Source organism: Niallia sp. FSL K6-0212 (genome assembly GCF_038007605.1).
In the GTDB taxonomy this organism is placed as follows: Bacteria; Bacillota; Bacilli; order Bacillales; family Cytobacillaceae; genus Niallia; species Niallia circulans.
This window is the reverse complement of the sequence record NZ_JBBOXL010000001.1, coordinates 201,164-227,746: the sequence shown is the minus strand read 5'-3', so window position 1 is coordinate 227,746 and position 26,583 is coordinate 201,164. Positions and strand designations below refer to the sequence as shown.

The window sequence follows — 26,583 nt, the reverse complement described above, 5'->3', positions numbered from 1 at the left end:
AGAATCAATGGTTTCAACCTTTATGGGCTTAGAAACTGCAAAGCGTGCTCTAACTACACAGCAATCGGCTATTGCTACAGCAGGGCATAATATTGCAAATGCTAATACATTAGGTTACACAAGACAAAGAGTAAGTTTAGCTGCTACACAAGGATATCCAGCAGTTGGTCAGAATAGTCCAGTGATGCCAGGGCATTTGGGGACTGGTGTTCAAGCTGATCAGATCGAACGGATAAGAGATAGCTTTGTAGATATGCAATATCGTAAAGAGTCTAGTAAATTGGGGTATTGGGATTCAAAGGCACAAATGCTATCACAAATGGAAAATGTTATGGATGAGTTATCTGGAACAGGAATTTCGAATAGTATGGATCAATTTTGGAATTCCTTACAGGATTTAGCGACAGAGCCAGAAAATGAAGGGGCAAGAAGAGTTGTTAGAGAACGCGGCTCTGCTCTTGTGGATACGTTTAAATATATGTATTCTTCATTAAAAGCAATTCAAAAAGATAACAGAAGTGAATTAGAAAATACGGAAGATAATATTAATAGTGTGTTAAAACAAATTAACCAATTGAATCAGCAAATAGGTGCTGTGGAGCCTAATGGTTATTTGCCTAACGATTTATACGATGAACGTGATAGATTGCTAGATTCTCTTTCTACCATGATGAATATTAAAGTAGAAGCTAAGTCAAGCGGCGGATTAGCTCGGGCAAGTGCTGAGGGATTATATGATGTATACATGGCAACGCCTGAAGGTGACATATTAACAGATTCAAATGGCCAGCCTATAAAACTTATAGATGCCTCAACAAAAACAGCAAATGGAATCCATATTCAATTTGATAGTAGAGATGAATTAGACAGTCCTGTTACCTCTATTAAATTTTTTAAACTGAATGATGATCCAACTGCTAAAAGCAAGTTTGACGGAATAGAAACAGATTCGGATGCGGATGCTGCAAATGGCCTGTACACTTTAAACGATTTCAAGGCCTTAAATAGTCAAGGTAAGCTGAAAGGCGTAATTGAGGGTTACGGTTACATGGAAGGTGGAGAAATAAAGGGCATATATAATTCTATGTTTGACGATTTAGATGAAATGGTCTATACGTTTGCAACTGCCTTTAATGAAGTTCACCGAAGCGGATATAGTTTAAATGAAATACAAGATGGAGTAGCAAAAGATATTGACTTCTTTAGTTTTACAGACAGTAATATAACAGCTGATAACCCGAAAGGTGCAGCTGCTAGTATTGTATTGTCTAAGGAAATTTTAGAGGATGTAGAGAATATAGCAGCTGCTACAGAAGCCTCTGCTGGAAATGGAACAAATGCACTAAACCTTGCGAAAGTAAAAGATTCTATTCTTGATTTTGGCGGAAATAAAACAAATGTCCAAGCCTTTTATCAAGGGATTATCGGTAAATTAGGGGAACAAGCTTCTGAAGCAAATAGGATGGAAAGAACTTCAGGAATATTAAGAGATTCTGTTGAACAAACAAGAATGTCTGTAAGTGGTGTATCAATTGATGAAGAGATGATTGACTTAATCAAATACCAGCAGGCATATAATTCAGCGGCAAGAATGATTACAATCGTGGATGAAATGCTTGATAAAGTTATTAATGGAATGGGTGTTGGAGGAAGATAAAAATTTCCATTTCCTAACTAATTAAAACTAGGAGTGTAATGGGCAAATGAGAGTAACACAATCAATGCTTACTAATAATAATTTGAAATACATTAGTAACAGCTATTCGGATTTACAAAGACTTTCTGATCAAATTACAACGGGAAAAAAAATAACAAAACCCTCTGATGATCCAGTTGTAGCCATGAAAGGGATGCGTTATCGTACACAAGTAGCGGAGATAAAACAATATCAGCGAAACCTTAATGAAGGATATAACTGGATGGAAAATGCTGATACCGCTCTAGATAGCGCGAATCAAATTTTACAAAAAATTCGAGAATTGACAGTACAAGCATCAAATGATACCTATGATGAAACAGCACGCAAGAATATCGTAAATGAAATTACAACATTACAAGAACAGCTGGTTACGTTGGCAGAAACAAAAGTAGGGGATAAGTATATTTTTAATGGCACTGATACAGCGTCTTCTCCAATGAATTTAAATCAAATAAATATGGAATTCGGTGGATTCCAGGCTGGCTTAGCAGACGGATCTATTAATCCTTCTGAATATGTAATAAATTATCAAGGGAATAATTACACCTATGATAGCACAGATAATATGTATAAAGATAAAAATGGATCTTCGATTAAAATCGATGAAAGTACGGGAGAAATCACGTATACCTATCAAGAAGAATTAGCATATAAAGATGGAGAAACAGTTGCTGTAGAAAAGAATTTAGATAGTGAAAGTATCGTTATTTCAAAAGATACTGCTGTTTCGACGAATTCAAATCGTGTGCTATTAGAAGTTTCGAAAGGTGTATCCATTCCTGTTAATGTCGTTTCAAATGAAGCTTTTTCATTAGATATGTTCGGCGGGATTGAGGCCATTAAGAAAATGATCTCGGATCCAGATGCAACAGGGAAGGAAATAACTAAATCATTAGATGCTATTGATGGATATATAAATAATGTGGTTTCTACACAATCCCAATTAGGAGCACAATTGAATCGTGCTGAAATGGTAGAGAGTAGATTGAAGCAGCAAGAAGTTGTTGCCAATAAAACCCTTTCTGAGAATGAAGATATGGATTTTGAAGAAGCGGTGATGGGCTACTTAACACAGCAAATGGTTCATAATGCAGCACTTCAAGTAGGAGCGCAAATTATTCAAAGATCATTAGTAGACTTCTTACGATAAGCTGTCCGATTGGATAGCTTTTTTCGTTTATAATAGAAGTAACTATAGATAGGATATCAAACGGAATTTTTCTTCTAGCAAATGCAAAGAATAAATTGAAAATAAGAATGGTGGTTATAAAGTGGAAATTAAAACGAAATTTCATGGGAATGTTGCTATAGAAAAAGATAAAATAATTCGATTTGAACAAGGATTACCTGGATTTGAAGAGGAAAAGGAATTTTATATATTACCTTTAGAAGGAGGAGCAGACCTTTTTGTACTTCAATCAGTAGCAACCCCCTCATTAGCTTTTGTAATGATTGATCCATTTTTGTATTTTAAAGAATACGCAGTGAAAATTCCCGAAGATGTGAAAGAGTTATTGAATATACAAGATACAAAGGAAGTAGTTATCTTTTCTCTATTAACTATTAAAGAAGAATTGAAAAGCATTACAGCTAATCTTCAGGGCCCTATTGTTATAAACGATAGATTGAAAAGAGGAAAACAAGTCATATTAGTAGATTCAGATTACCAAACAAAACATGAACTTTTTCTTTTTAAGGAACAAAAGGAGGGTTCTAAATAATGCTTGTATTAAAACGGAAAGTAAATCAATCGATAAAAATCGCAAATGATATTGAAATTACGATCCTTGCAATTGAAGGAGAGCAAATAAAAATCGGAATCGAGGCTCCCAAAAATATCGAAATACATAGAAAAGAGGTCTATGTAGCTATTCAAAATGAAAATAATGAAGCTGGAGATGCCTCCGTTGAGTTTATAAAAAATCTTACTAATCAAATTAGGAAAAAATAATTAGATTTTTATAGTCAATATACTAAACATAAATCATAGCCTGACGATATATTTAATAGAACGGCAATTCAAGAAGGCGGCCGACTACTTGAAATGACCGGCTAACCACATGGATGTGGAACTATTTATATTCAGGGAGGAAAACAAACAATGATTATCAATCATAACTTATCAGCGATGAATACATATCGCCAAATGGGTGCAAACCAAGCAAATGCTTCTAAATCTATGGAGAAATTATCTTCTGGTTTACGTATTAACCGTGCAGGAGACGACGCAGCTGGTCTAGCAATTTCTGAGAAAATGCGTGGACAAATCAGCGGTTTAAACCAAGCACAACGTAATGCTCAAGATGGTATCTCATTGATCCAAACAGCTGAAGGTGCTTTAAACGAAACGCATTCCATTCTACAACGTATGCGTGAACTTGCTACACAAGCAGCGAACGATACAAATACAGATCAAGACCGTCAAGAATTACAAAAAGAATTAAACCAATTAACTTCTGAAATTAACCGTATTGGTAACAATACTGAGTTTAACCAAAAGAAACTATTGAATGGTTCACAAGAACTTTCTGGTGCTGGAGCTGCAGCTGGTAAATATACTTCTGCTGCTGGTAATTTCAGTGGTGGTGGTATTAAACTACAAATCGGTGCTAACTCACTACAAAACTTCACTATCGACATTTTTGATATGCGCGCAGAAGCTCTTGGTGTTGCTGGTACTTCTGAGGGATCTGCTAAACTTAGCGGATCTTCAACTTTTAAAACTGTTGCAACTGCAAATGCTAACGAAACATTCTTTAATGCTAGTGGTGCTAGTACTACTGGACCAAGTGTAAAAACAGACAACGGAACAGTTATTTCTGCTGAATTAGTAAATAAATCAGCGAATGCTGTATTTGCATCTGGTAGCCAAAATAAATTAACAGATGTTGGAAACAAAGATGCTACTCAAACTTATGCATTAGATATCCGTTCTCATAAAACTGCTACAGCATCTATTTCTGTAATCGATGCTGCGATCAGCCAAGTTTCTGCTGAACGTTCTAAATTAGGGGCTTTCCAAAATCGTCTAGAGCATACAATCAGCAACTTAGGTAACTCTTCTGAGAACCTACAATCTGCTGAGTCTCGTGTACGTGACGTAGATATGGCGAAAGAAATGATGGAAATGACTAAGTCTAACATCCTTTCTCAAGCATCTCAATCTATGCTTGCTCAAGCAAACCAACGTCCACAATCAGTATTACAATTATTAGGATAATAAATAGCAAAAAATGGCTACCGAATTCGGTAGCCATTTTTTTGTATCTTATATTTTTATCTACTACGCTTCCAATATTTATATGCTTTTTTATTATTCAATTCTTGAGAATCATACCGATATAGTAAGTAGAACATATTGTTGGAGGTTGCTAAATGGAATTACACTTAACGAAGGAAATAATTACCTATGAAAATAGTGTCGAAAATATAGAAGTGCTGATACAAAAAATTAATGAAGACTTAGAAAAAAACAAATTGTATTTTAGCCACTTGATTATAAACGGTACGGAAGTCTATAGAGATTTTGAATATAAACTGACAGAGGATATCGGCAAAATTGAAAAGATACAATTAGTTACTAAAACAATAAAAGAATTTATTAGTGATTTAACGGTATCCCTAAATGAATACTGTGGGCGGGCTGTCCCTATTATTAAACAGCTTACAGAGCAATTCTATCAATCTCCAACGGAAGAATCCTGGGTCTTGCTTCAAGATTTATTGGAGGGGCTGAACTGGATTTATAATACGATAAAAGGTATTTGTAACATGGAGTTAGATGAATATAGAGAAAATCTCTTGTTGGTATCTAGTCACTTAGATAATGAATTACCTAACTTGTTAGAAGCAATAGAAAATCATGATTTTATCTTAATCGGGGATATTATTTCCTATGAAATTCTTCCTCAGTTTGAATCGATTATATCTATAACAGAAAAGACTTTTCAGGTTATAAAAAAATAGGAAAGAGCTAAAAGAATGTACAATAACTTATATTTTAATAAAAAGATTTTGATTATTGGCGGTACAGGAACAATAGGCAAACATCTTCTGATGGAGCTATTAAAATGTGATCCTGAAGTTGTTCGCATCTTTAGCAGAGATGAATATAAACAATTTGAGTTGCAACAAGAGATGGGAAATAGAGCAAATATTAGATATTTAATTGGGGATGTTAGAGACCAGCAAAGACTCTTGATGGCTATGGAAGATATTGATTATGTTTTTCATTTGGCAGCTATGAAACATGTGCCTGCATGTGAATATAATCCCTTTGAAGCAGTAAAGACAAATGTCATCGGAACACAGAATGTCATTCAAGCGGCCTTAGATGCTGGTGTTGATAGAGTCCTGTTTACCAGCACGGATAAAGCCATTGCACCTACCAACGCTTATGGAGCGACTAAATTAACAGCAGAAAGACTGATTTCAGCAGCTAATTATCAAAAAGGGCCGAAAAATACGATTTTCAGCTCGGTTCGATTCGGGAATGTTATGGGATCTAGGGGATCGGTTATCCCATTATTTAAAAAGCAAATTGTAGAAAAAGGGTATGTGACCGTAACAAATAAAGAAATGCTACGCTATATGATGACACCTAAGCAGGCGATATCATTAATGCTAAAAGCAAATTCAATCGCGTATGGCGGCGAAGTTTTTGTCTTAAAAATGCCTGTTATACGCCTTCAGGATTTAGTGGAAATCATTATTGAAGAAATGGAGCAACAATACAGCTTAAATCGTATTAATATTAAGGAGATCGGTTTACGTCCTGGTGAAAAGATGTATGAGGAATTAATGACTGAAGATGAAGGTCGAGTTGCATTAGAAACAGATGATATGTATATAATCAGGCCACCATATGGTGCGACGGGCGGAGAATATCCTAATTTAATTACTCCCACATACGAAAAAATAAATCCAAACGAAGAAGAAGTAATATCAAAGGACACATTAAAAACATGGATAAGAGAAGAAAATTTACTATAAAACAGGAATTGATTGGGGGGGAATCAGATGACGGGGGAGAAACAAACCATTCTCATGAATATGTTTCCTTATTTACGTAGTTCCTTGAGTGCTTTGAAAGATAGTACGGATAAGAACAATATCGAAGTTCTGCAATCAAAGGTGGAGAATGCGCCAACGCTTTCTGTTACGATTGAGAATCGACCTTATTTTCTTCACAGTAAATATGATCCAAAGAAGGAAGCAGAAGTACTAATCGAGCGTTATAAGGATGAATTGGATAAGTATGATCATGTTTTATTTTATGGTGTGGGACTTGGATATCATGTAGAGACGTTATTAAATAGATATCCTAATATGAATTATTCCCTGTTTGAACCAGTACCTAACGTATTTAACTATTTTCTTGAATTAAATAGATTAGATATGGTGGATTTAAGTCGGTTAAAAAATGTTTATATTGATACAGAACAAGATGATTCAAAAGATTTTTTAATAAATATAATGGGAAATATCCAAGAAAGAATCATGCTGATAGCTTTACCAAGCTATGAAAGAATCTTTAAACAAAAGTTTGAAAAGTTTACAGAAGACTTTAAAGCAGCTGTTACAGCAAAGTATGAAAGCAATTATATTGACAATAAATTTAGTGCTCGCTGGACGTTGAATAGTTTGCTTAATTTGCCTGTTACCTTAACTAGCCCAAATATTTTAAGTGGTTTTGAGTCAGTGTTCAAAGATAAGCCACTTATTATTGTTTCTGCTGGACCATCATTAGAAGAAGAATACGAAAATTTAAGAAAAATAAAAGAACAAAAGACAGCATTTATTTTTGCGGTTGGATCAGCTAATAAAGCACTCATTGCCAATGGAATCATTCCCGATGCTGTTTGTACATATGATCCTCAAGATATTAACTATTCGGTATTTACAAAGATGCTAGAAGAAGATGTAACGGATGTCCCCATGATTTATGGGACGAGCGTGGGCTTTGAAACACTTAAGCATTATCCAGGACCTAAGCTTCATATGATTACTTCTCAGGATACCGTTACACCATATTATATGGGGGAATCAGATCAAACCTTAAAGCGAATTAATGATGCACCAACTATTGCTGCAGTTACATTGCAACTTGCATGCGAGTTAGGTTGTAATCCAGTCCTTTTGGTTGGACAAAACCTGGCATTAAAAGGGGAGCAACACTACTCTACTGAGATAGAGAATGAAATGCAAAAGCCTCTAGATAATAGAGATAATTTCCTAATGGTAGAAGACGTACATGGCAATCTAATAAAGACTACTAAGGGTTTTATTAATATGAAACATTTTTTAGAGCATTATATATCCTTCTACAAAAATATCGATGTAATTAATACTACCAATGGCGGAGCGGCTATTAACGGAGCTGCCTATCAGACATTAAGTACAATTATCCAGCAAAGATTAACGAAAGCTGTAGTACCAATTGATTGGCATAAAAATACTGCATTTACTGCTATACAAAGCGATAACTACTTAAATTCGATAAGCAAAATGGAATATTCGACAGCACAATATGTAAAATTACAGGAAAGAGTTATAAAGACTTTCAGAGAAATGGAAGAGTTAGCCGAGAAAAAACAAGCAAGAAAGCTTGATAAAGCTATTAATCAATTAAACAATGAAATGCAAAAGTTAACGAATAACGATTTTTATAAAGTATATATTCTTCCGATAAATAGAACACAATATCAAGCATTGATTATAAGAGCGGCAGAAATTAGAAAGACGAATGACATTTATCAAAAGGCTCAATTAGTGATTCAGGCATTTGAACCATTTGTTAATCGATGCAAGCAAACGATTAATCAAATCTATGGTAGCATCTATAATGTGCATTTACTTCTTGAGACTAATGCTAATCAGCAAAATTACAAGTTTTATGCAAGTGACTGTGGAGCCTTTCACTTTCAAGGAGAATGGAAGAAGGAAAATTACGCGCCGAGCACTGCAATTGATTATCCTGTAAAACAAATGGTTTCTAGCCGCAATTCTGTATTAGAATTTCGATTTACAGGAACTTCATTAAAGATTCTCGGCTCTACTAGTAAACTAGGTTCGAAAAATATGGAAATTACAATAGATGGTATCGCTAGGAAGTTTACTGCTAGTGCTAAACATAACAGCAATGAACTTTACGTGAAGAAATTAAATGACATTCTTTTTGAAATTTCAAAATTGGAAATGACAGAGCATACTGTGGTTATCCGAGTTATTGATGATAAGCATTTTTATTTTACAGGAGTAGAAATTGATAAAACAGGCCGATTGTACCATATTAATGAAGTGAATGATATCAATTCAATAAAAATTGGTCAAAGGATCCGTTGCCATTATTCTGCTAAATATAACAAAGTTGGACTCTTTTCTGGATTAGGAGAAGAAAAAGGAGGATTTCTCCCACCTGAGGCTTCTGCTTATCCAGATGGTGACTTTTATTTTATTATGGTTGATGAGTTAGATGGTAAGAAGAAAATGATTGCTGATCGAAATATTCAACATAGTATCTCGTATTCACAACTTCTGAGTTACTCATTAGGAAGTATCGGAGGTAATAAAACATTAATGCCTACCTCAAATGTCACGGTGAGATTAATGACTGGGGGAAACTTTGACAAGGATACAAATAATGATTGGGTAAGATATATAGGTAGCTGTGGGAAATTAAGTGGGCATACTTGGAATTTAATTGATGGATTAGTAACCGTTTGTAGTAAAAAGCTATCTAATAATGATACTGAGTATATTACGAGAGGGAGATTTAAGAGAAATAATTTGTGGATAGGGGAAAATGGGAACGCATTTGATGTAGCAAACATTAACAAATATCAAAATTTTAACTATCCAACATATGGCTTTAGACCATTAATAATAGTTAGCACATAGAACAAAATTATGCATTATTACAAGATTGATTTAATACACGAAATGGAGTTTTAATAGATGAAAAAAAAAGTGATACTTTTTGGTGCTTCCAAATTAGGACAAATTGCAAAAGAATTATTAAGTAACCAGTATGAAGTTATTTATTTCTGTGATAATAATCAAAATTTACACCAAACATATTTAGCTGATCTAGAAATTATTAGTCCAGATCAATTAAGTAGTATTTCTTTTGATGAGATTATTATTAGTAGCACTTACCATAATGAAATAAGTGACCAATTAATTGATATGGGAATTTATGATTTTCAAATTTTTAATTATACTGTTTCAAAGAATATTAAAGCAATAAATGCTAAGTCGATGATAAACTTATCGAAGAAAGACGAAAATGATATTAAAGAATATTACGATTTAATGTCAGATTATGTGAATCAATATCATGTTATGGGGAACCAGAGACTTGATTATATAAAAAAGAGATTAAATTATTTAATGAAACCTGGTTTTGAGGTTTTGGATTTAGGGTGTGGTAATGGGATTACTACAAATCATATTAGTGAATTAGGGGCTAATAAAGTAATAGGAATTGATTTATCTGAAAAGATGATTCAAAGTGCTAGAGAAAAATATGTAAACTTAGATTTTAGACAAGGTGATATTACCGAAATTAAGCTGGGAAATAAATTTGATTTGATAACTCTGTTTGATGTAATGGAACATATACCACGTTCAAACTATAATAATTTATTTAAAAGTATAAAGTCCCATTTAAAAGAGAATGGTACAGTCTTTATTTCTATTCCAGATCCACTGTTTCTTGATAATTTAAGAATAAAATCACCAGAAGAGCTTCAAATTATTGATAATAGTATTGAAATAAAAGAATTATACGAATTGTGTCAATTAAATAATTTAGAAATAGTGATGTTTAAGCACTACAAAATCGGTGATTCTGATTATAACGAATATACGATAGTAAATAAGAAGGAATTGATTTAATGGAAAAGGTAATATTATTTGGTGCTTCTCAACTCGGACAAAGTGCATACTATTTCTTAAAATCTAAATATCAAATTATTGGTTTTGTTGATAATGATAAATCAAAATGGGGAAGAGAATTTGAATGTTTGCCTGTTTTTTCTCCAGATAAATTATTAGAATTTCAAGATGTTCAAACTATTATTACAAGCTATTATGTTAATCAAATTAGTGAACAATTAAGAGTAATGGGAATCAAAAATTATTGGATTTTTAACCCAGTAGTGGAAAACACTAATTTAAAAAATAGTAGATTATTATCTGATAAATTTCAAAAAGTAAATTTGGGTAAATTAATTGAATCAATTAATAGACATATAACTATTAAAGACTTAACCTTTTTGTCGGGAGGATCAACTGTGCTAGATTACTTTTTTTTAAAAGCATTGATGTTGAGATTAGACTTAAAAGTTTATTTAGAGATAGGAACTTGGACAGGTGAAAGTATATCGACTATTTCTGAAATTGCTGAGTATTGCTATAGTGTGTCTTTACCAGACAACGATGAAGGATTAATTAAAGTCTTTGAAAAATACTGTAATAAGAATAATTTTAGCCGCTTTTTTTCAAAAAATATTAGTAATGTTACTCATTTTGAAGAAGATTCTGCTGTCTTTAATTATTCCGAGAATATTAAAAAGAAAGTGGATTTAGTTTTTATTGACGGAGATCATTCATATCAAGGTATTTATATAGATACTAAGAAAATTTTTGAATTCGTGGGTTATGAGAACACAGTAGTAGTTTGGCACGATTTTCGTACAAATAGAAATGAAATTGTTGAGACTACTGTAGAAGCAATCTTGGATGTATTACCTAACCAGTATCATAGCAACTTATATTCTGTTGATAATAATTATTGTGGTATCTATATACCAGAAAAATATAAGCCGTTGTTTTCATTATGTGAAGATCCTAATGAAGTATACTCTTACGAAGTGAAGCTCTTTCCAAAGATTAATAAATTAGAAGATTACAAATGATGGAAAAAATTAATGTGGTCTTTTCGGTAGACAATCAGTATAATCAGCATTTTGCAGCAGCTTTAACTTCATTGCTAGTAAATACTATAGAGTCTTCTAGGCTAAATATTGTTGTAATTGATGGCGGAATAGAGGAAACAAAGAAGAAACTTATTAGTGAAATAGTAGAAAAGTATAACGGAGACCTTTCTTTTAAAAGAATCAACAGAAAAGAGCTTAATGGTGCAAACTTAGATGGTCATATTTCGGAAGCAACCTATTATAGATTAATGATTTCTGAATTATTTAGAGAGGATGTAAAAAAGGTAATATATTTAGACTGTGATATTCTTGTTAGAAAAGATATTACGGAATTATGGAATATAGACATTGGAGATTTTGTTGTAGGGGCAATAAAATTTAATGAGTATGATGGCTACGATAAAATTGATATTCCAAAGGGTGCACCTTATTTTAATGCTGGTGTTTTAGTTATAAATTTAGATAAATGGAGAAAAGAAAATATTACTATAAAAGCATTTGAATATATAAAGAAGTATCCAGAAAAATTAATAGCACATGATCAAAGCATATTAAATTTTCTTCTACATGATAATTGGTTTCAAATTGATTATAAATGGAATTTAAGAACACAGCTATTTTCTTTAGATTATAAATCTGCTGGTTTTGATAACATTGAATCATTTGAAGAGGTAAAAGAAAACCCTTCAATCGTTCATTTTACAACTGCTTCAAAGCCTTGGCATTATTTAAATGATCACCCTTTTAAAAAAGAATATTTTTTTTATCTAGATAAAAGTGGTTATAAATACGATAAATATCCGGAAAGAGCAATATTATTAACTAAGGAAATTGTAATATTTGGGACGGGGGAAAAAGCAGAAAATTTCACGAAAAGGCTTAATAAATTTGATTTTGATGTTTGTTTTTATAGTGATAATGATGAGAGAAAATGGAATAACACTTTTTTTATGAAAGAAGTTAAAAATCCTGCGGTTCTCAAAGATATTAATCCAGATAGAATTGTGATTATCGCTAGCCAATATGTAATAGAGATTGGAAAACAATTAACAGAAATGGGATACGTAATGAATAAAAATTATTTTGAAGATCTAGATTCATTAGTGAATATTATTGAAGGATTATAATTAACCTGTAAATAACAAAATTGGCTTTTAAGGAATTAGTTGTAATGTTGGGAGTAAATTTATGAGTATTATTGTGAGTGTAATTATGCCTGTTTATAACAGGGAAAAGTTCATTCAAGAGACGATAGAAAGCATATTAAATCAAACATATACAGACTTTGAGCTAATCATTGTAGATGATGGTTCATCTGATAGAACGAAAGCTATAATAAAAAGTATAGATGATTCAAGAATAGTATTAGTGGAGCATAATGAAAAAAGAGGTGTTGCCACTGCTAGAAATACAGGATACTCCAAGGCAAAGGGAAAGTACATTGCCATTTCTGATTCAGATGATATTAATTTACCTGATCGATTAGAGAAACAATTGCATTTCTTAGAAAGACATCTAGATATTGATGTTGTTTCGTGTTGGGTTAAAGAATTTGGTGAAAACCAGCAAGATACAATTATAAAATTTAGTTCGGATAATGATATTATCCGAGCAAATCAAATCTTTAATCCTGGAATCCCAGCATTTATGATGTTTAGAAAGGATAAAGTAGAAAAGCATAATTGTTTATATCATGATGAATCATTTGAAGCGGCAGTAGATTATGAATGGTACTCTTCATTGCACCCAGATATAAAAATGTCTTGTATTTCAGAACCTTTATATTTATATAGGAGACATCAAAATCAAATTAGTACAAATGGATTTTCAAAACAACAATTGTATGCTAATAAGATCAGGAAAAAAGAGCTCGCGAAAATAGGTATTGTTCCTTCAGATGAAGAGATGAAATTACATTATTTTCTATCTTTTGTATCATTTGCTTCCATTGAAGAGATTAATTTTAATCATTTATTTGATTGGTGTGCTAAATTAATCCATGCAAATAAACAATACAATTATTATAACCAATTAGAATTTGAAAAAAATGTATTATCAAAATTATATAGTCTCACTGAGAAAGCGGACATATATAAAAAGAAATTATTTGATCAATTTTGTGGAAAATTCGGTGAAAGTCCAGTATTTCCTCATTTTAAAATCGACATTAATCAAGTTATAAAAAAAATGAAGATAAATGGAAAGAAAATCATGGTATTTGGTACTAAAAGATTGGGGTATCTTGTAAAAAAAGAGCTAGAACACAATGGGGAATTAATTAATGCCTTCCTAGATAATAAAGAAGGTGTAGCAAATAAGGAGCTGGATGGAGTTATCATTCAAAATCCTTCCAAAATTAAAAACGAATTGATTTCTTTCAATATACTAATTACTGTTATATCAGAACATAGATTTACTATTAAAAATAAATTAATTAAAGAATATGGATTAAAGGAAAATCAAATCTTTACTATAGAGGATTTTATAGTAGGAAATTAAATTCACTTTGCGCTATAGAATTAAGAGGGGAGTAAAATGCAACCAATAGTTTCAGTAATAATGCCTGTTCATAATAATAGAGAATTCATTGAAGAAAGTGTAAAATCTATCCTTAACCAGACCTTAACTAGTTTTGAATTGCTCATTATCGATGATGGTTCTACAGATGGAACAGGAGAATATATTCTTTCCTTAGAAGATTCACGGATCTCATATCATTATTTGAATAAGAACAGGGGAATCGTATTTGCTTTAAATAAAGGATTATCTCTAGCAAAAGGTAATTACATTGCACGTATGGATGGAGATGATTTTGCATATAGTAGAAGATTAGAAAAGCAAGTGGAGTTTCTAGAAAATAATAGTGAGTATGTATTGGTAGCAACAGAGGTAAAAACATTTTCACATGAGAAAGACATCAAGAAGTCTCATCTGGAGGAACTACAAAATTGGTATAATTATGCTCATTCTGCTAAAGAAATAAGTGAAAGATTATGGATTGGTAATTGCCTTAATCATCCCTCAGTTATGTTTCGTAGATCTATCCTAAAAGTATTAGATAGTGCTTATAATTTCGAGTATCAATATGCGGAAGACTATGAATTCTTTTTTAGAATGTCACATAAAGGTAAGATGTTTAAGTTAACAGAAAAATTACTTAAATATCGAGTTCATTCTAAGCAACTATCGACTACTTTTTCTCAGAAACAAAGAGAAATAGACGCGAAAATAAAAGTTAGTCAAATAAAGAGATTATTGGATCAAAAGACATCGATTAATAAAGTTTTTATATGGGGTTCCGGCGGTGGAGGAAAATTAATCCACAAAGAACTAGAGAAAAATAATATGCGTATTTTTGGTTTTATTGATATTAACAGCTTAATATGGGGTGAGAAGAGTAACGGTGTTACTATTTATTCACCTTTAGGAGCATTAAATGAAAAATTTGATTTAATTATAATTGCTACTTCTACAGGAAGAGATTATGCAGTGGAATTTTTAAAGCAGAAAGGCTTCATGTACTTACAACATTATATTCCAGTATGGTAGTTAGGGAGGAAAAAGTGAAAAAAAAAATTGCTGTAATTATATGTAATTGGAATAAGAAGGACGACGTTATAAAATGTATTCATTCAGTATTACAAACTTCAAACCACCAATTATTTGATTTATATATAGTTGATAATGCGTCAACAGATGGGTCGGTTGAAGCTATAAGAGAAATTTACTCGCAAGAAGAGGTAGTTATCATCAGAAATAAAGAAAATCTTGGGGGTTCTGGTGGATTTAACAAAGGTATTAGTGCTGTATTAGATAAAGATTATAAATATATTATGTTATTAGATAATGATGTTTATGTTGATAAAAATTCAATAGATGAATTATTTGATTATATGGAAGAAAATCAAATGGTTGCAGCAGTCGGATCGAAGTTATATTTACAAAATCGGCCAGGGTATTTGCAAGAGTTTGGTTCCTTTATAGATTGGGAAAATTTCAATAATAGTCCAATGTTCAAAAATGAAATAGATAGTCACATTATTCCCACAGAAATTGAATGTGATTACATTCCTGCATGCTCTGTGATGATACGGTCTAGTGTTATTAAGGAAATAGGACTGATGAATGAAAGTTGCTTTATCTACTGGGATGATATTGAATGGTTTTATAGAATGAAGAGAAAGGGTTACAAAATAATCGTAAACAGTAAATCTAAAGCTTGGCATAAAATGGGTTCTGCTAATAGATCTACTACTTTTCCTACTTATTACTTTTGGAGAAATCGGATTGACTTCTTTTTAAGATATATACAAGAAGACCAGTTGGATAAATTTACAAAACAAATAGTAAGTGAAATGACGAGAGCACTATTTATTAATAATTATAACAAAACACCAAATATAGGGAAGACTATTTTATTTGCATTAGAAGATGCACTCAGTCAAAAAAGAGGTAAGGCGTTAGACGATAGAATTCAAATAAGAGAACAAGTAGATGACCATTTTGAAATGTTTATTGAAAAAAGAAAAAATTTGTTGATTTATTCTAACGGACAAAAGAAACTACTTTCTATTTTGATGGAAAGATTAGCTGGAAAAGCTAATGTCTATATGCTAAAAAATGATGATTTAATTGATTATATTCAATCAAAGGATACTAGTATAAAGGTATTGGATAAGTCAGTTTGCTCTTTTTCAACAATTAATTTGATGAATCATGTACTAGAGATTAAACCTCAAAAGAATTCTGATTTTTATATAGACAATTTTCTAAATATGGTAGATGGATCTAACTATACTGAGCTATTGAGTAGTTATCATGAATGGGAAGAGATATCTAAGAATATTTATTATCCAGTTTTATTGCAAAGGTTTAAGGAATGGAGACAACTAAATTCAAATTCGTTGTTGATAGAAAGAGGAGTTAACTAATGAATCCACTAGTATCAATAGTAATGCTTTCTTGGAATAGAATAGAAGATGTGAGAGAAAGCTTAACTAGAATTCAGGAAATAAATTATGATTCATTAGAAATTATTGTAGTCGATAATGGTTCAACAGATGGTACACAGGAAATGGTGGAGAGAGATTTTCCTCATGTTCATTTGCTGAGAATGTATAAAAATGTAGGAATTGAAGCATATAATATTGGTTTTGAAAATGCAAGAGGAGAGTTTATCGTCATTATTGATGATGACTCTTTTCCTGAACAGAATTCCATACAACGAATGGTAGATCGCTTCAATGAGGACCCCGAACTTGGAGTGGTAGCTTTTGACGTACGGAACTTTTATCAATATGATGATATGAGAAGAGACAATATTGTGGAGTCTACAACTAAAATAGACTCAAATCAGTATATTATGAGTTTTAATGGTGCTGGTGCTGGTGTAAGAAAGTCAGTTTTTAAACATGCTGGCTATTATCCAGAAGAGTTCTTTCTCTATCATAATGAGTTAGATGTTGCTTATCGCATTTGGAATAATGGATATAAAATTCAATCCTTCTCAGATATTATTTCTTATCATAAATATTCACCAGTAAATCGTAGTTCATGGAGAGCACCATTTTATTATACAAGAAATGCATTTTGGATTATGTGGAAAAACTATCCAATAAAAATTGCCATTCGCGAAACGTTATTTTTCTTGCAGAAGTGTATTTTTTATTCACTGGAGCAATCAACGACTATTTACCTTAAAGCTTTTCTATCTGCAATTTTTGGCATTAATCAAATAAAAGATAAACGGATTCCAATCAAGAAGGAAATTGTGCATAAAATGCGGGCATCTTTAGACTTAGCGTTTACTTTTTACCGTTAGAAAGGATATAGGATGAAAAAATTATTAATTATCCGTTCTGTTCCGATACAGCAATTAGATAATAATCTTCCAGAAATAAGAAAAGAATTTCCAGACCATGAAATAACACTTTTAACCCATTCACATGGGATTAAGTTGGCAGAAAAATATAACGAAGTGAATAAAATTATGGTTTATCCTTTTAAGGCTAAATTTTCTCCACGTATAAAATGGGCTGAATTAGATACTATGTCTTATGATATTGTTATTGTTCCTGTTGCTAACTTAACAGGAGCTGGTTTTTTTAATGTCCTATTATTTAGCTTGAAGATTAGAGCAAAAGAGATTTATATGTGTAACTTAGTTTCAAAAATAGTCAAAATAAATAAATCAAAGTTAATTGCTAAATCCATTTTTCATGGGTTTTGGATGTTCCTTTCATCTATTGTAACGATAGTACTATCTATTCCATTAACGCTTATATTGCCACTTATTTTGAAGAAATTAGAAAAGAATAGTTGAGGTTGTGAAGATATTGTTTGATTATATTGTAATTGGAGCAGGTTTTGCAGGTACTGTAATAGCGGAAAGAATAGCAAGAGTAAATAATAAAAAGGTTCTCTTAATTGAAAAGAGAAATCATATTGGCGGGAATGCCTACGATACTTATGACCGGTCTGGTTTATTAGTTCACCAATATGGTCCCCACATTTTTCATACTAAGTTGAAAGAAGTATGGGACTATTTGTCTGAACATACAGAATGGTATCTTTATCACCACAAGGTATTAGGGAAAATAGATGGAAAAGAAGTTCCTATTCCATTTAATTTAGATTCTCTAGATCAATTATTTCCAAGTGAAATGGCGAAAAGATTAGAGAAAAAATTAATAGAAAACTTTGGTTTTAATGTGAAGGTTCCGATTTTAAAATTAAGAGATACGCAGGATAAAGATCTTCAATTTTTAGCTGATTATATTTATGAAAAGGTATTTTTGAACTATACAATGAAGCAATGGGGTTTGAAGCCAGATGAAATAGACCCATATGTTACTGGCAGAGTACCTGTTTATATTTCTAGGGATGATCGCTATTTTCAAGATCCTTTTCAGGGGATACCGAAATATGGTTATACTAAATTATTTGAGAGCTTGCTAAACCATCCAAACATTAAATTAATGCTGAATACAAATTATAAAGAATTAATAGATATAGATATGAAAGAAAAGAAGATATATTTTGCTGAAAAGGAGTATACCGGGAAAGTTATTTTTACCGGAAAGATTGATGAATTCTTTCAATATAAATATGGAGAGTTACCTTATCGATCTTTACAATTTCAATTTGATACGATTCAAGAAGAGCATTATCAAAAGGTTGGTACGATAAATTATCCGAATGATTATGATTTTACAAGAATAACGGAGTTCAAAAAAATAACTGGGCAAAATCATCCATATACAACCTTTGTCCGTGAGTATCCAGTTAGCTATGAAAAAGATGTCGAAGGCCAAAATATACCATATTACCCGATACCCAAAGAAGAAAATCATTTAATATATAAGCAATATAAGAAAGAGGCTTCTTTATATGAAAATGTCTATTTTCTTGGAAGGTTAGCTGAATACACATATTATGATATGGATGCAGTTGTAGCAAAAGCTTTAAAAGTATTTAGAGATAAATTAAGTAGTAAATGATATGCTCCCCTATAGGTAGACAGATTAAAAAATAAAAATCTGGTTACTTGTAGGGGAGTATTTTTATGCCTAGAAAATCTTATTCTGTAGAAGAGAAATATCAAATAGTGAAAGCTTTAGGGGAAGTAAATTCGTCACTCCAAGTTTCATCGATTTATAAGGTGCACTTTTCTACCGTTTTGGAATGGAAATATAAATTTGATACATTCGGTTTAGAAGGACTAAAAGAGACTTCTTCCTGGAAAAAGTATTCTAAAGAACTAAAGTTATCCGCTATTCAAGATTATGCCTCTGGAAATTACTCGATTCGTGAAATTACGAGAATGTATGAAATATCAGATCCATCTGTCCTTAGAAGGTGGATTAAGAAGTATAATAGTCATAGTGAAATAAAAGATACGTCACAAGGAAGGACGAGCTCTATGACTAAGGGAAGAAAAACGACTTGGGAAGAACGAATACAAATTGTGCTAGATTGTTTAGGGAACAAAAAAGACTATCAAGAAGCAGCTAATACTCATCAGGTTTCTTATCAACAAATCTATCAATGGGTTAAGAAGTATGAAGATGGCGGAGTAGATGCATTGAAAGATAGGCGTGGTTCTACGAAAGAGGAATCCGAGCTAACTCAAGAGGAGAAAATAACTCTTCAAATGAAGAAGTTAGAAAGAGAAAATGAGCGATTACGTGCAGAAAACTTATTTTTAAAAAAGTTAGAGGAGATCGAAAGGAGGCAAAAATAAGTCAAATCCAATCGGAGGATAAGTATATCGCTATTCAAGAGATCCATCAGGAAGAGAATATAAGCATTCAATTACTGAGTGAAATAGCGGGAATTGCACGATCCGCCTATTATAAGTGGCTTCATCGCGTTCCTTCTTCTCAAGAGCTATTGAATGAGAAAATCATGAAAGAGATGAAAATTCTCCATGAAAAAGTGGAGGGCATCTTCGGTTATCGCCAAATGACCCTTCACATGAATAGACAGTTTAAAGAAAGATTGAATCATAAAAGAATTTATCGACTAATGAAAGTGGTTGGCTTACGCTCGATCATTCGTATCAAGAAAAAACGTTATAAACGCTCCGTTCCCCAACAAGTGGCAGAGAATATCTTAAATCGGGAATTTACCGCAACAAAACCAAATGAAAAGTGGGTGACGGATGTGACAGAATTTAAGTATGGTTCATCAAAGAAGGCATATTTAAGTGCCATTCGGGATCTTTATGATGGATCCATTGTTAGCTATGTTTTAGGACATTCGAATAATAATGAACTTGTATTCCAAACGCTTGATCAAGCAACCGTACTTTTATTGGAGGAAGAACATCCAATTATCCATAGTGATCGAGGGTATCAGTATACTTCAAAAGGTTTTAAGCTTAAAGTAGACGAGGCAGAGATAACACACAGTATGTCACGAGTTGGAAAGTGTATTGATAATGGTCCAATGGAGTCTTTTTGGGGGACACTGAAATGCGAAAAGTATTATTTACACAAATATAAGACCTTTGAGGAACTTTCTCTTGCGATAGATGACTATATCCAATTTTATAATAACAATAGATATCAAAAACGATTAAACGGCCTTAGCCCTATGGAATATAGAGTTAAAGCCGCTTAGATCTTTTTTATTATTTCCACTGTCTACTTGACAGGGGGCAGTTCAAAATAAAAAAGACTTGAATTTTCGAGTCTTTTTTTGTTTAATAAACGCAAAACATTTCCGATAATAATAGTGATAACAGAACGGTAAAAAGGAAGTTTTAAAATGTTTAATCATAAGGCCTATATATTTGATTTGGATGACACCTTGTATTGTGAGCATGATTATGTAAAATCAGGATTTTATAGTGTTGCTTCCTTTCTAGCAAAAGCGAATCCTTTTCTCGATGAAGAAGAATTGGCCGAGCATTTTATAATGGAATGGAAACAAAACGGACGAGGAAAGGTATTTAATCATGTCTGTGACAAGTATGGCATTCAAGTAGATATAAAGCAATTAGTAGAGGTATATCGAAAGCATGAACCTTCTATTCATTTATACGAGGATGCGGACTTATGTCTAAAGAGATTAACGGATAAGAAGATTCCCATTGGTATTATTACAGATGGGAATTCGACCATGCAATGGAATAAGTTAAGAGCGTTAGGGTTAGATAAGCAAATTCCCTCTATCATTGTTACGGATGATTTAGGTGGTTCTGAGTTTTGGAAGCCCCATCCTCTCGCTTTTCAGAGAATGAGCGATTGTTTAAAGGTGGATATGAAAGACTGTGTATATATTGGGGATAATCCCAATAAGGATTTCGTAACGGCGAAAAAATTAGGTCTCCATACGATCCGTATCGTAAGAGAAATTGGAGATCATATGCAGACAAAACTTGATCAAGGTTATGAAGCAGATAAAAAGATTTATTCCTTAATGGAAATAAGATAGGAAACAGGTGAAAACATGAAAGTTATCGCTATACTACAAGCGCGAATGGGATCGACAAGATTGCCTGGCAAGGTGCTATTACCATTTGGACATACGAACGTGTTAGATTATGCAGTATCAAGATGCCAGGCAGCAAAAGGTATTGACCAAGTGATTGTGGCGACTTCTGAGAAAGAAGCTGATAACCAGATTGTAGAATGGTGTAATCAAAATGGCATAGAGGTATTTCAAGGTTCGGAAGATGATGTACTATCTAGATATTTTGAATGTGCAAAACAATATAAAGCAGATTATGTGATAAGGGCACTTGGTGATTGTCCTTTCTTTCATTATGAACTAGCTGATGAAGTTATTGAACAGACAACGAGAGTGCAAGGAGATATTGTAATATATAAGAAACCTACTCCATTAGGATTAGGAGTTGAAATTATTTCTTCCTCAGCGTTGACTTATATCTACAACCATGGCAAGAAGGATTATCATCGAGAGCATGTAACCTACTATGCTTATGAGAATAGAGAATTATTTAAACAAGTTAACGTGGAAATTCCTCAGTATGTTTTAGACAAAGATGTAAGATTAACATTAGATACACAAGAGGATTATCAACTCTTATCCGTTATTGCGACGCATTTTGCAGATAATAAATTCATCTCTACACCAGATATTCTAAACTATCTAGGGGGAAATAAAGAACTAACTATGATAAATCAACATATTGAACAAAAAAAGGTGAAATAAGATGAATCACACGCAAAAGAAATTAGCCTTAGGAACGGTTCAGTTAGGGCAGGCATATGGGATTGCAAACCGAATTGGTCAACCTGATAAGCAAAAAGCAGCAGAAATCTTAAATTATGCTGTAAAACACGGAATTATGACATTTGACACGGCACCTGGATATGGGCAAAGTGAAGAAATAATAGGATCATTTTTAAAAGAAGAAATGGGTGAATCCTTAAATATTATTACTAAAATCCCTTCTATGAGCGAAAATAATATAGATGGAATAGAAAAATCTATTAGAGCATCTCAGAAAAAATTAGGGGTAGAACAGCTATATGGTGTGTTATTTCATGATGCAAATGTTTTGGACAAATTAACGAAAAGAGATTGTGGATGGATTGAAAATCTGAAAGAGAAGCATCACATTAATAAAATGGGAATTTCTATTTATTCACCTGAACAGGTGAAAAGAGTAATAGAGTTAGGGATTTTTGACATCATTCAAGTGCCAATGAATGTTTTTGATATCCGTTTAATAAATGAGGGACTTCTACAAGTATTAAGTAATAATAAAATTGAAATCCATGTTAGAAGTGTTTATTTGCAGGGGCTATTATTTTTAGAGGAACAGGAGCTGCCCAATTCCTTAAAAGCCGCTTCTCCGTATTTACTAAGATTAAAGGAAATTGCGGCAAGGGAGAAATTGAAGATAAGTGAACTCGCTTTTCTCTTTATAAGAGACAATTCTTATGTGGATAAAATGATTGTTGGATGTGAATCTTTGGACCAGTTGAGAGAAAACATACGCATTAGTGAATTGCCTACGCTCTCCTCTTCAATTATGGAGGAAATTAATATATCCTTTAGAGATATCTCTGAAAATATAATAAATCCGTCGAGATGGAGGGATTAGTATTGAAATCGTTGGAAGAGTTATTCTCTTTAAAACATAAAACCGCTCTTATAACTGGTGCCAGTGGGCATTTAGGCTCCGCCATTTCTGAAAGTCTTGCAGAGTCAGGTGCCAATGTAATATTGGCAGGCAGAAACCAAGAAAATAATAAGCAGCTAGCGGAAAAATTAATGAATCAATATGGAGTTATTTGCCTACCTATCTACTTAGACGTTTCAAATAGAGACTCTATTACTAACTGTGTTGAAGTATCTCTGAAAGAGTTTGAAAAGGTTGATATTCTGGTTAATAATGCTTCATACGGATCAACAGGGAAGATAGAAACGATGTCAGATAAGGATTGGGAAATAGGTATTGATGGAACAATCAATCAGACCTTTCGCTTGACGAATAGTATTTTGCCCTATATGGTAGCGCAAGGATCTGGAAATATTATTAATATTTCCTCTATGTATGGAGTAGTATCTCCGAATCCTGAAATTTACGGGAACAGTGGTCAAAATAATCCCCCTAATTATGGTGCTGGTAAAGCAGCTATTATCCAATTTACTAAATATATAGCAAGCCATTATGGCAAGGAAGGTATTAGGGCTAATTCCATTTCGCCAGGTCCTTTTCCGAAAACTGAAGTACTGAAGAATGAAGAATTTGTAGAACAGCTAGCTAGGAAAAATCCATTGAGCAGAGTAGGGAGACCGGAAGAATTGAAAGGGGCGGTTGCTTATCTCGCATCAGATGCTTCTTCTTTTGTAACAGGACATAATCTATGTGTGGATGGTGGTTGGACAGCATGGTAAGTAAATCCTATCGATATAAGTGCCTAAAGGAGAATATTCTAGAGCAGGATAACTATCATATAGAGCCGCTTAGACAAGAAGATATGATGAAGATAAAGGAATATCGAAATAAACAAATGGATGTATTAAGACAAAAGCAGCCATTAACAGATGAAGGACAAGTTTTGTATTACCAAAAAGTAGTGATCCCTCTCTTTGAGGTAGAAGAACCTAAACAATTGCTTTTTAGTTATTGTTATAATAAAGAATTAATCGGCTATGGAGGATTAACAAATATAGATTGGGAGGCTAAACGAGCAGAAGTATCCTTTTTAGTTGATCCTAACCGAGTAAAAAATAATCAACTGTACGAAAAAGATTTTCGGTATTTCTTAAACTTTTTAAAAAGAATAGCGAAACAGCAGTTGAAATTTAATCGTTTATTCACAGAAACGTATGATATAAGGCCATTTCATGTGGGAATTTTAGAAGCAAATGGATTTGAATTTGAGGGAAGAATGAAGGAACATGTTTTAATAAATAACGAATATGTAGATTCATTATTACATGGATGTTTATTAAGGAGTGTAAATAATGCTTAAAGGCAAGCGTGTTTTTGTTAGCGGTGGTGCAGGAGTTATTGGAAGGGAATTAGTTTCTAAGCTTCACCAATTAGGTGCAGAAATTCTTGTAGGAGATTTAAAATTCAAACCAGCAGAATGGTCTGAGGATATTAAATACTGGCAAGGAGATTTAAATTACATAACAAAAGAAGAACTAGATGCTTTTGATCCGGAATATTTTTTTCATTTAGCGGCAACGTTTGAAAGATCGGTGGAAACATATGAATTTTGGAGTGAGAATGATCAGCATAATGTAAAATTAGGCCATCATTTAATGGATTGTTTAAAAGATAATCCAAATTTAAAAAGAGTAGTTTTTGCATCTAGCTACTTAATTTATAATCCTGATTTATATCAATTTAATCAGCCGGCTTCCGTGCCAACATTGTTAAAAGAAAGTGACCCTATCTATCCACGGAACCTGACAGGTGTGGCTAAATTAATGCATGAAATTGAACTGCGCTTTTTAGAGGGATTCAACCAGGTTTCTTTTAGTTCGGTTAATGCTCGAATTTATCGCGTTTATGGAAAGAATTCTCGTGACATCATATCAAGATGGGTTAGAGCTCTATTAAATAAGGAGCCAATAAAAGTCTATCGAAAAGAAGGCATGTTTGACTATATTTATGCAGGAGAAGTGGCGGAAGGGCTTTTAAGGCTTGCTGTTAGCGATGCAAGTGGTATTGTGAATCTTGGTAATGGAAACGCACGAAAAGTGTCAGATATAATAGCTGTTTTAAAACAGCATTTTCCTGATATGGATTATTCGGAAGAAGAAAGTGATATCCTTTATGAAGCCTCTCAAGCTGATGTAACAAAGTTAAAACAATATACTGGCTGGATACCTGAAAAACAAGTAGAGGATATGATTCCAGAATTAATTGCTTTTGAAAAGAAACAGGCGGAGAAACAGATAGAAAATGCTAAAACATTTGGCAATATTTTAATTACAAGTGCCTCAAAAAAAGTACCTTTAATAGAATCAGTTAGAAAAGCTGTTCAAAAATTAGGGTGGGATAGCAAAATAATAAGTGCAGATGGTAACGAAAATTGTATTGCAGCTTATTTTACTGATGATTTTTGGCATATGCCATTACTTTCTGATTTAACTGTTGAGGAGCTGTTACGTTATTGTAAAGAAAATACAATTAAATATATTATTCCGACACGTGATGGGGAATTATTATGGTTTGCTCGTAATAAAGACCAATTAGCAACAGCGGGTGTACACGTTATGGTATCAGATGAAAAGGGAATCGCTGCTTCTTTAGATAAATTAACTTTTGCTAAGGAGTTAGAGTCATTCAACCTACCTGTTATTCCCACTGCTTTGTCAATTGATCAAGTTAAAGCAAGTACTTATGTGGTAAAAGAAAGATTTGGCGCAGGTTCGCAAAATATCGGAATAAATTTAAATGAAGAAAATGCCAAATTGCATGCAAAAAAATTAATGGAGCCAATCTATCAGCCCTATATAGAAGGGAAAGAAATAAGCATAGATTTATATGTTGGCAAAAATGGAAAGGCTAAAGGAGTCGTATGTAGAACACGGGACTTAGTAGTAAATGGGGAATCTCAAATTACTACAACCTTTCAAGATCAACGCTTAGAAGAGTTAGCAAAAGTATTAGTAGAAAAATTAAATTTATATGGACATGTTGTTTTGCAGGTTATAAAAGACGAGAAAGATAATTATCACATAATAGAGTGTAATGCTAGATTTGGCGGAGCTAGTACGTTAAGTATAAATGCAGGGTTAGACAGTTTCCGTTGGTTTTTATTAGAGTCAGAGGGAATGAATATTAATGATTATTCCTTTGTTCCCGCAAAACCTGGAGTAAAAATGATCCGCTTTGCCAGTGATACATTTGTTAAGTAAGTACTATAATAAAGAAGTGAAATTCCTTGAGAAGATGAAATAATATAGTAGGATTCTTGATAAAAGTGATAAAATGTTTATACCCAA

The 26,583-nt window shown here is 32.7% G+C and carries 24 protein-coding genes; all 24 read left to right on the top strand.

Features of this window, described 5'->3' with window-relative positions; translation table 11 throughout:
- Window positions 1-7: 7 nt before the first annotated feature.
- The 24 genes from flgK to MHH96_RS00905 all read left to right on the top strand — a co-directional run bounded on the left by flgK (window position 8) and on the right by MHH96_RS00905 (window position 26,496).
- The gene (gene flgK, locus MHH96_RS01020; RefSeq protein ID WP_047944773.1) at window positions 8-1,657 is read left to right on the top strand and encodes a flagellar hook-associated protein FlgK; all 1,650 of its coding nucleotides are present in this window, start codon (window positions 8-10) and stop codon (window positions 1,655-1,657) included.
- Window positions 1,658-1,703: 46 nt separating this feature from the next.
- Window positions 1,704-2,849, top strand: coding sequence for a flagellar hook-associated protein FlgL (gene flgL / locus MHH96_RS01015; RefSeq protein WP_047944775.1), 1,146 nt, complete (start codon window positions 1,704-1,706; stop codon window positions 2,847-2,849).
- Window positions 2,850-2,970: 121 nt separating this feature from the next.
- Entirely contained in the window at window positions 2,971-3,420 is a 450-nt protein-coding gene (gene fliW, locus MHH96_RS01010; RefSeq protein WP_047944777.1) for a flagellar assembly protein FliW, read from the top strand.
- Window positions 3,420-3,650, top strand: coding sequence for a carbon storage regulator CsrA (gene csrA / locus MHH96_RS01005; RefSeq protein WP_047944779.1), 231 nt, complete (start codon window positions 3,420-3,422; stop codon window positions 3,648-3,650). Before fliW ends, csrA begins: the two co-directional genes overlap by 1 nt.
- A 150-nt stretch (window positions 3,651-3,800) precedes the next feature.
- The gene (locus MHH96_RS01000; RefSeq protein ID WP_047944780.1) at window positions 3,801-4,919 is read left to right on the top strand and encodes a flagellin N-terminal helical domain-containing protein; all 1,119 of its coding nucleotides are present in this window, start codon (window positions 3,801-3,803) and stop codon (window positions 4,917-4,919) included.
- Window positions 4,920-5,074: 155 nt separating this feature from the next.
- Window positions 5,075-5,665 (top strand): hypothetical protein, encoded by a 591-nt coding sequence (locus tag MHH96_RS00995; protein ID WP_047944781.1) that lies wholly within the window; start codon window positions 5,075-5,077, stop codon window positions 5,663-5,665.
- Between the two features lie 15 nt (window positions 5,666-5,680).
- A complete protein-coding gene (locus MHH96_RS00990; protein WP_047944782.1) occupies window positions 5,681-6,691 on the top strand; it encodes a UDP-N-acetylglucosamine 4,6-dehydratase family protein in 1,011 nt (336 codons plus the stop codon).
- A gap of 27 nt (window positions 6,692-6,718) precedes the next feature.
- Window positions 6,719-9,598: a motility associated factor glycosyltransferase family protein gene (locus tag MHH96_RS00985; protein WP_047944783.1), complete on the top strand. Its 2,880-nt coding sequence runs from the start codon at window positions 6,719-6,721 to the stop codon at window positions 9,596-9,598.
- A gap of 57 nt (window positions 9,599-9,655) precedes the next feature.
- Window positions 9,656-10,597, top strand: a complete 942-nt coding sequence (locus MHH96_RS00980) for a class I SAM-dependent methyltransferase (protein ID WP_047944784.1) — start codon at window positions 9,656-9,658, stop codon at window positions 10,595-10,597.
- The gene (locus tag MHH96_RS00975) at window positions 10,597-11,619 is read left to right on the top strand and encodes a class I SAM-dependent methyltransferase (RefSeq protein ID WP_053215814.1); all 1,023 of its coding nucleotides are present in this window, start codon (window positions 10,597-10,599) and stop codon (window positions 11,617-11,619) included. The genes MHH96_RS00980 and MHH96_RS00975 overlap by 1 nt, the downstream gene beginning before the upstream one ends.
- The gene (locus MHH96_RS00970; RefSeq protein WP_047944785.1) at window positions 11,616-12,767 is read left to right on the top strand and encodes a glycosyltransferase family 8 protein; all 1,152 of its coding nucleotides are present in this window, start codon (window positions 11,616-11,618) and stop codon (window positions 12,765-12,767) included. The genes MHH96_RS00975 and MHH96_RS00970 overlap by 4 nt, the downstream gene beginning before the upstream one ends.
- A gap of 61 nt (window positions 12,768-12,828) precedes the next feature.
- On the top strand, window positions 12,829-14,139 hold the full coding sequence (locus MHH96_RS00965; RefSeq protein WP_053215815.1) for a glycosyltransferase family 2 protein: 1,311 nt from the start codon (window positions 12,829-12,831) through the stop codon (window positions 14,137-14,139).
- A gap of 36 nt (window positions 14,140-14,175) precedes the next feature.
- Complete coding sequence (locus MHH96_RS00960; protein WP_053215816.1) at window positions 14,176-15,189, top strand: glycosyltransferase; 1,014 nt, start codon at window positions 14,176-14,178, stop codon at window positions 15,187-15,189.
- 14 nt (window positions 15,190-15,203) lie between these two features.
- A complete protein-coding gene (locus tag MHH96_RS00955; RefSeq protein ID WP_053215817.1) occupies window positions 15,204-16,571 on the top strand; it encodes a glycosyltransferase family 2 protein in 1,368 nt (455 codons plus the stop codon).
- Window positions 16,571-17,461: a glycosyltransferase family 2 protein gene (locus MHH96_RS00950; RefSeq protein ID WP_047944787.1), complete on the top strand. Its 891-nt coding sequence runs from the start codon at window positions 16,571-16,573 to the stop codon at window positions 17,459-17,461. The genes MHH96_RS00955 and MHH96_RS00950 overlap by 1 nt, the downstream gene beginning before the upstream one ends.
- A gap of 12 nt (window positions 17,462-17,473) precedes the next feature.
- Window positions 17,474-17,962 (top strand): glycosyltransferase family 9 protein, encoded by a 489-nt coding sequence (locus MHH96_RS00945; RefSeq protein ID WP_047944788.1) that lies wholly within the window; start codon window positions 17,474-17,476, stop codon window positions 17,960-17,962.
- Window positions 17,963-17,966: 4 nt separating this feature from the next.
- Complete coding sequence (gene glf, locus MHH96_RS00940; RefSeq protein ID WP_330218699.1) at window positions 17,967-19,139, top strand: UDP-galactopyranose mutase; 1,173 nt, start codon at window positions 17,967-17,969, stop codon at window positions 19,137-19,139.
- 65 nt (window positions 19,140-19,204) lie between these two features.
- A protein-coding gene (locus MHH96_RS00935; protein WP_152680057.1) for an IS3 family transposase occupies window positions 19,205-20,763 on the top strand; the annotation gives its coding sequence in 2 pieces (ribosomal slippage) (window positions 19,205-19,844 and window positions 19,844-20,763; 1,560 coding nt in all).
- A 147-nt stretch (window positions 20,764-20,910) separates the two neighbouring features.
- On the top strand, window positions 20,911-21,579 hold the full coding sequence (locus MHH96_RS00930) for an HAD family hydrolase (RefSeq protein ID WP_047943880.1): 669 nt from the start codon (window positions 20,911-20,913) through the stop codon (window positions 21,577-21,579).
- A gap of 15 nt (window positions 21,580-21,594) precedes the next feature.
- Window positions 21,595-22,320, top strand: a complete 726-nt coding sequence (locus MHH96_RS00925; protein ID WP_047943881.1) for a cytidylyltransferase domain-containing protein — start codon at window positions 21,595-21,597, stop codon at window positions 22,318-22,320.
- Between the two features lies 1 nt (window position 22,321).
- Window positions 22,322-23,218, top strand: coding sequence for an aldo/keto reductase (locus tag MHH96_RS00920; protein WP_047943882.1), 897 nt, complete (start codon window positions 22,322-22,324; stop codon window positions 23,216-23,218).
- 2 nt (window positions 23,219-23,220) lie between these two features.
- Window positions 23,221-24,015 (top strand): SDR family NAD(P)-dependent oxidoreductase, encoded by a 795-nt coding sequence (locus MHH96_RS00915; RefSeq protein WP_236691814.1) that lies wholly within the window; start codon window positions 23,221-23,223, stop codon window positions 24,013-24,015.
- Entirely contained in the window at window positions 24,009-24,596 is a 588-nt protein-coding gene (locus MHH96_RS00910; protein WP_047943884.1) for a GNAT family N-acetyltransferase, read from the top strand. Before MHH96_RS00915 ends, MHH96_RS00910 begins: the two co-directional genes overlap by 7 nt.
- Entirely contained in the window at window positions 24,589-26,496 is a 1,908-nt protein-coding gene (locus tag MHH96_RS00905; protein WP_341116371.1) for an NAD-dependent epimerase/dehydratase family protein, read from the top strand. The genes MHH96_RS00910 and MHH96_RS00905 overlap by 8 nt, the downstream gene beginning before the upstream one ends.
- The last annotated feature ends 87 nt before the right edge of the window (window positions 26,497-26,583 follow it).

Excerpts from the sequence above, each read along its gene's own strand:
- MHH96_RS00990 (WP_047944782.1), top strand. The coding sequence starts at position 5,681 with ATGTACAATAACTTATATTTTAATAAAAAGATTTTGATTATTGGCGGT.
- MHH96_RS00965 (WP_053215815.1), top strand. The coding sequence starts at position 12,829 with ATGAGTATTATTGTGAGTGTAATTATGCCTGTTTATAACAGGGAAAAG.
- MHH96_RS00950 (WP_047944787.1), top strand. The coding sequence starts at position 16,571 with ATGAATCCACTAGTATCAATAGTAATGCTTTCTTGGAATAGAATAGAA.
- MHH96_RS01000 (WP_047944780.1), top strand. The coding sequence starts at position 3,801 with ATGATTATCAATCATAACTTATCAGCGATGAATACATATCGCCAAATG.
- MHH96_RS00930 (WP_047943880.1), top strand. The coding sequence starts at position 20,911 with ATGTTTAATCATAAGGCCTATATATTTGATTTGGATGACACCTTGTAT.
- MHH96_RS00910 (WP_047943884.1), top strand. The coding sequence starts at position 24,009 with ATGGTAAGTAAATCCTATCGATATAAGTGCCTAAAGGAGAATATTCTA.
- MHH96_RS00980 (WP_047944784.1), top strand. The coding sequence starts at position 9,656 with ATGAAAAAAAAAGTGATACTTTTTGGTGCTTCCAAATTAGGACAAATT.
- MHH96_RS00945 (WP_047944788.1), top strand. The coding sequence starts at position 17,474 with ATGAAAAAATTATTAATTATCCGTTCTGTTCCGATACAGCAATTAGAT.
- MHH96_RS00970 (WP_047944785.1), top strand. The coding sequence starts at position 11,616 with ATGATGGAAAAAATTAATGTGGTCTTTTCGGTAGACAATCAGTATAAT.
- MHH96_RS00960 (WP_053215816.1), top strand. The coding sequence starts at position 14,176 with ATGCAACCAATAGTTTCAGTAATAATGCCTGTTCATAATAATAGAGAA.
- MHH96_RS00975 (WP_053215814.1), top strand. The coding sequence starts at position 10,597 with ATGGAAAAGGTAATATTATTTGGTGCTTCTCAACTCGGACAAAGTGCA.
- MHH96_RS00985 (WP_047944783.1), top strand. The coding sequence starts at position 6,719 with ATGACGGGGGAGAAACAAACCATTCTCATGAATATGTTTCCTTATTTA.
- csrA (WP_047944779.1), top strand. The coding sequence starts at position 3,420 with ATGCTTGTATTAAAACGGAAAGTAAATCAATCGATAAAAATCGCAAAT.
- MHH96_RS00925 (WP_047943881.1), top strand. The coding sequence starts at position 21,595 with ATGAAAGTTATCGCTATACTACAAGCGCGAATGGGATCGACAAGATTG.
- MHH96_RS00995 (WP_047944781.1), top strand. The coding sequence starts at position 5,075 with ATGGAATTACACTTAACGAAGGAAATAATTACCTATGAAAATAGTGTC.
- MHH96_RS00905 (WP_341116371.1), top strand. The coding sequence starts at position 24,589 with ATGCTTAAAGGCAAGCGTGTTTTTGTTAGCGGTGGTGCAGGAGTTATT.
- MHH96_RS00920 (WP_047943882.1), top strand. The coding sequence starts at position 22,322 with ATGAATCACACGCAAAAGAAATTAGCCTTAGGAACGGTTCAGTTAGGG.
- flgK (WP_047944773.1), top strand. The coding sequence starts at position 8 with ATGGTTTCAACCTTTATGGGCTTAGAAACTGCAAAGCGTGCTCTAACT.
- flgL (WP_047944775.1), top strand. The coding sequence starts at position 1,704 with ATGAGAGTAACACAATCAATGCTTACTAATAATAATTTGAAATACATT.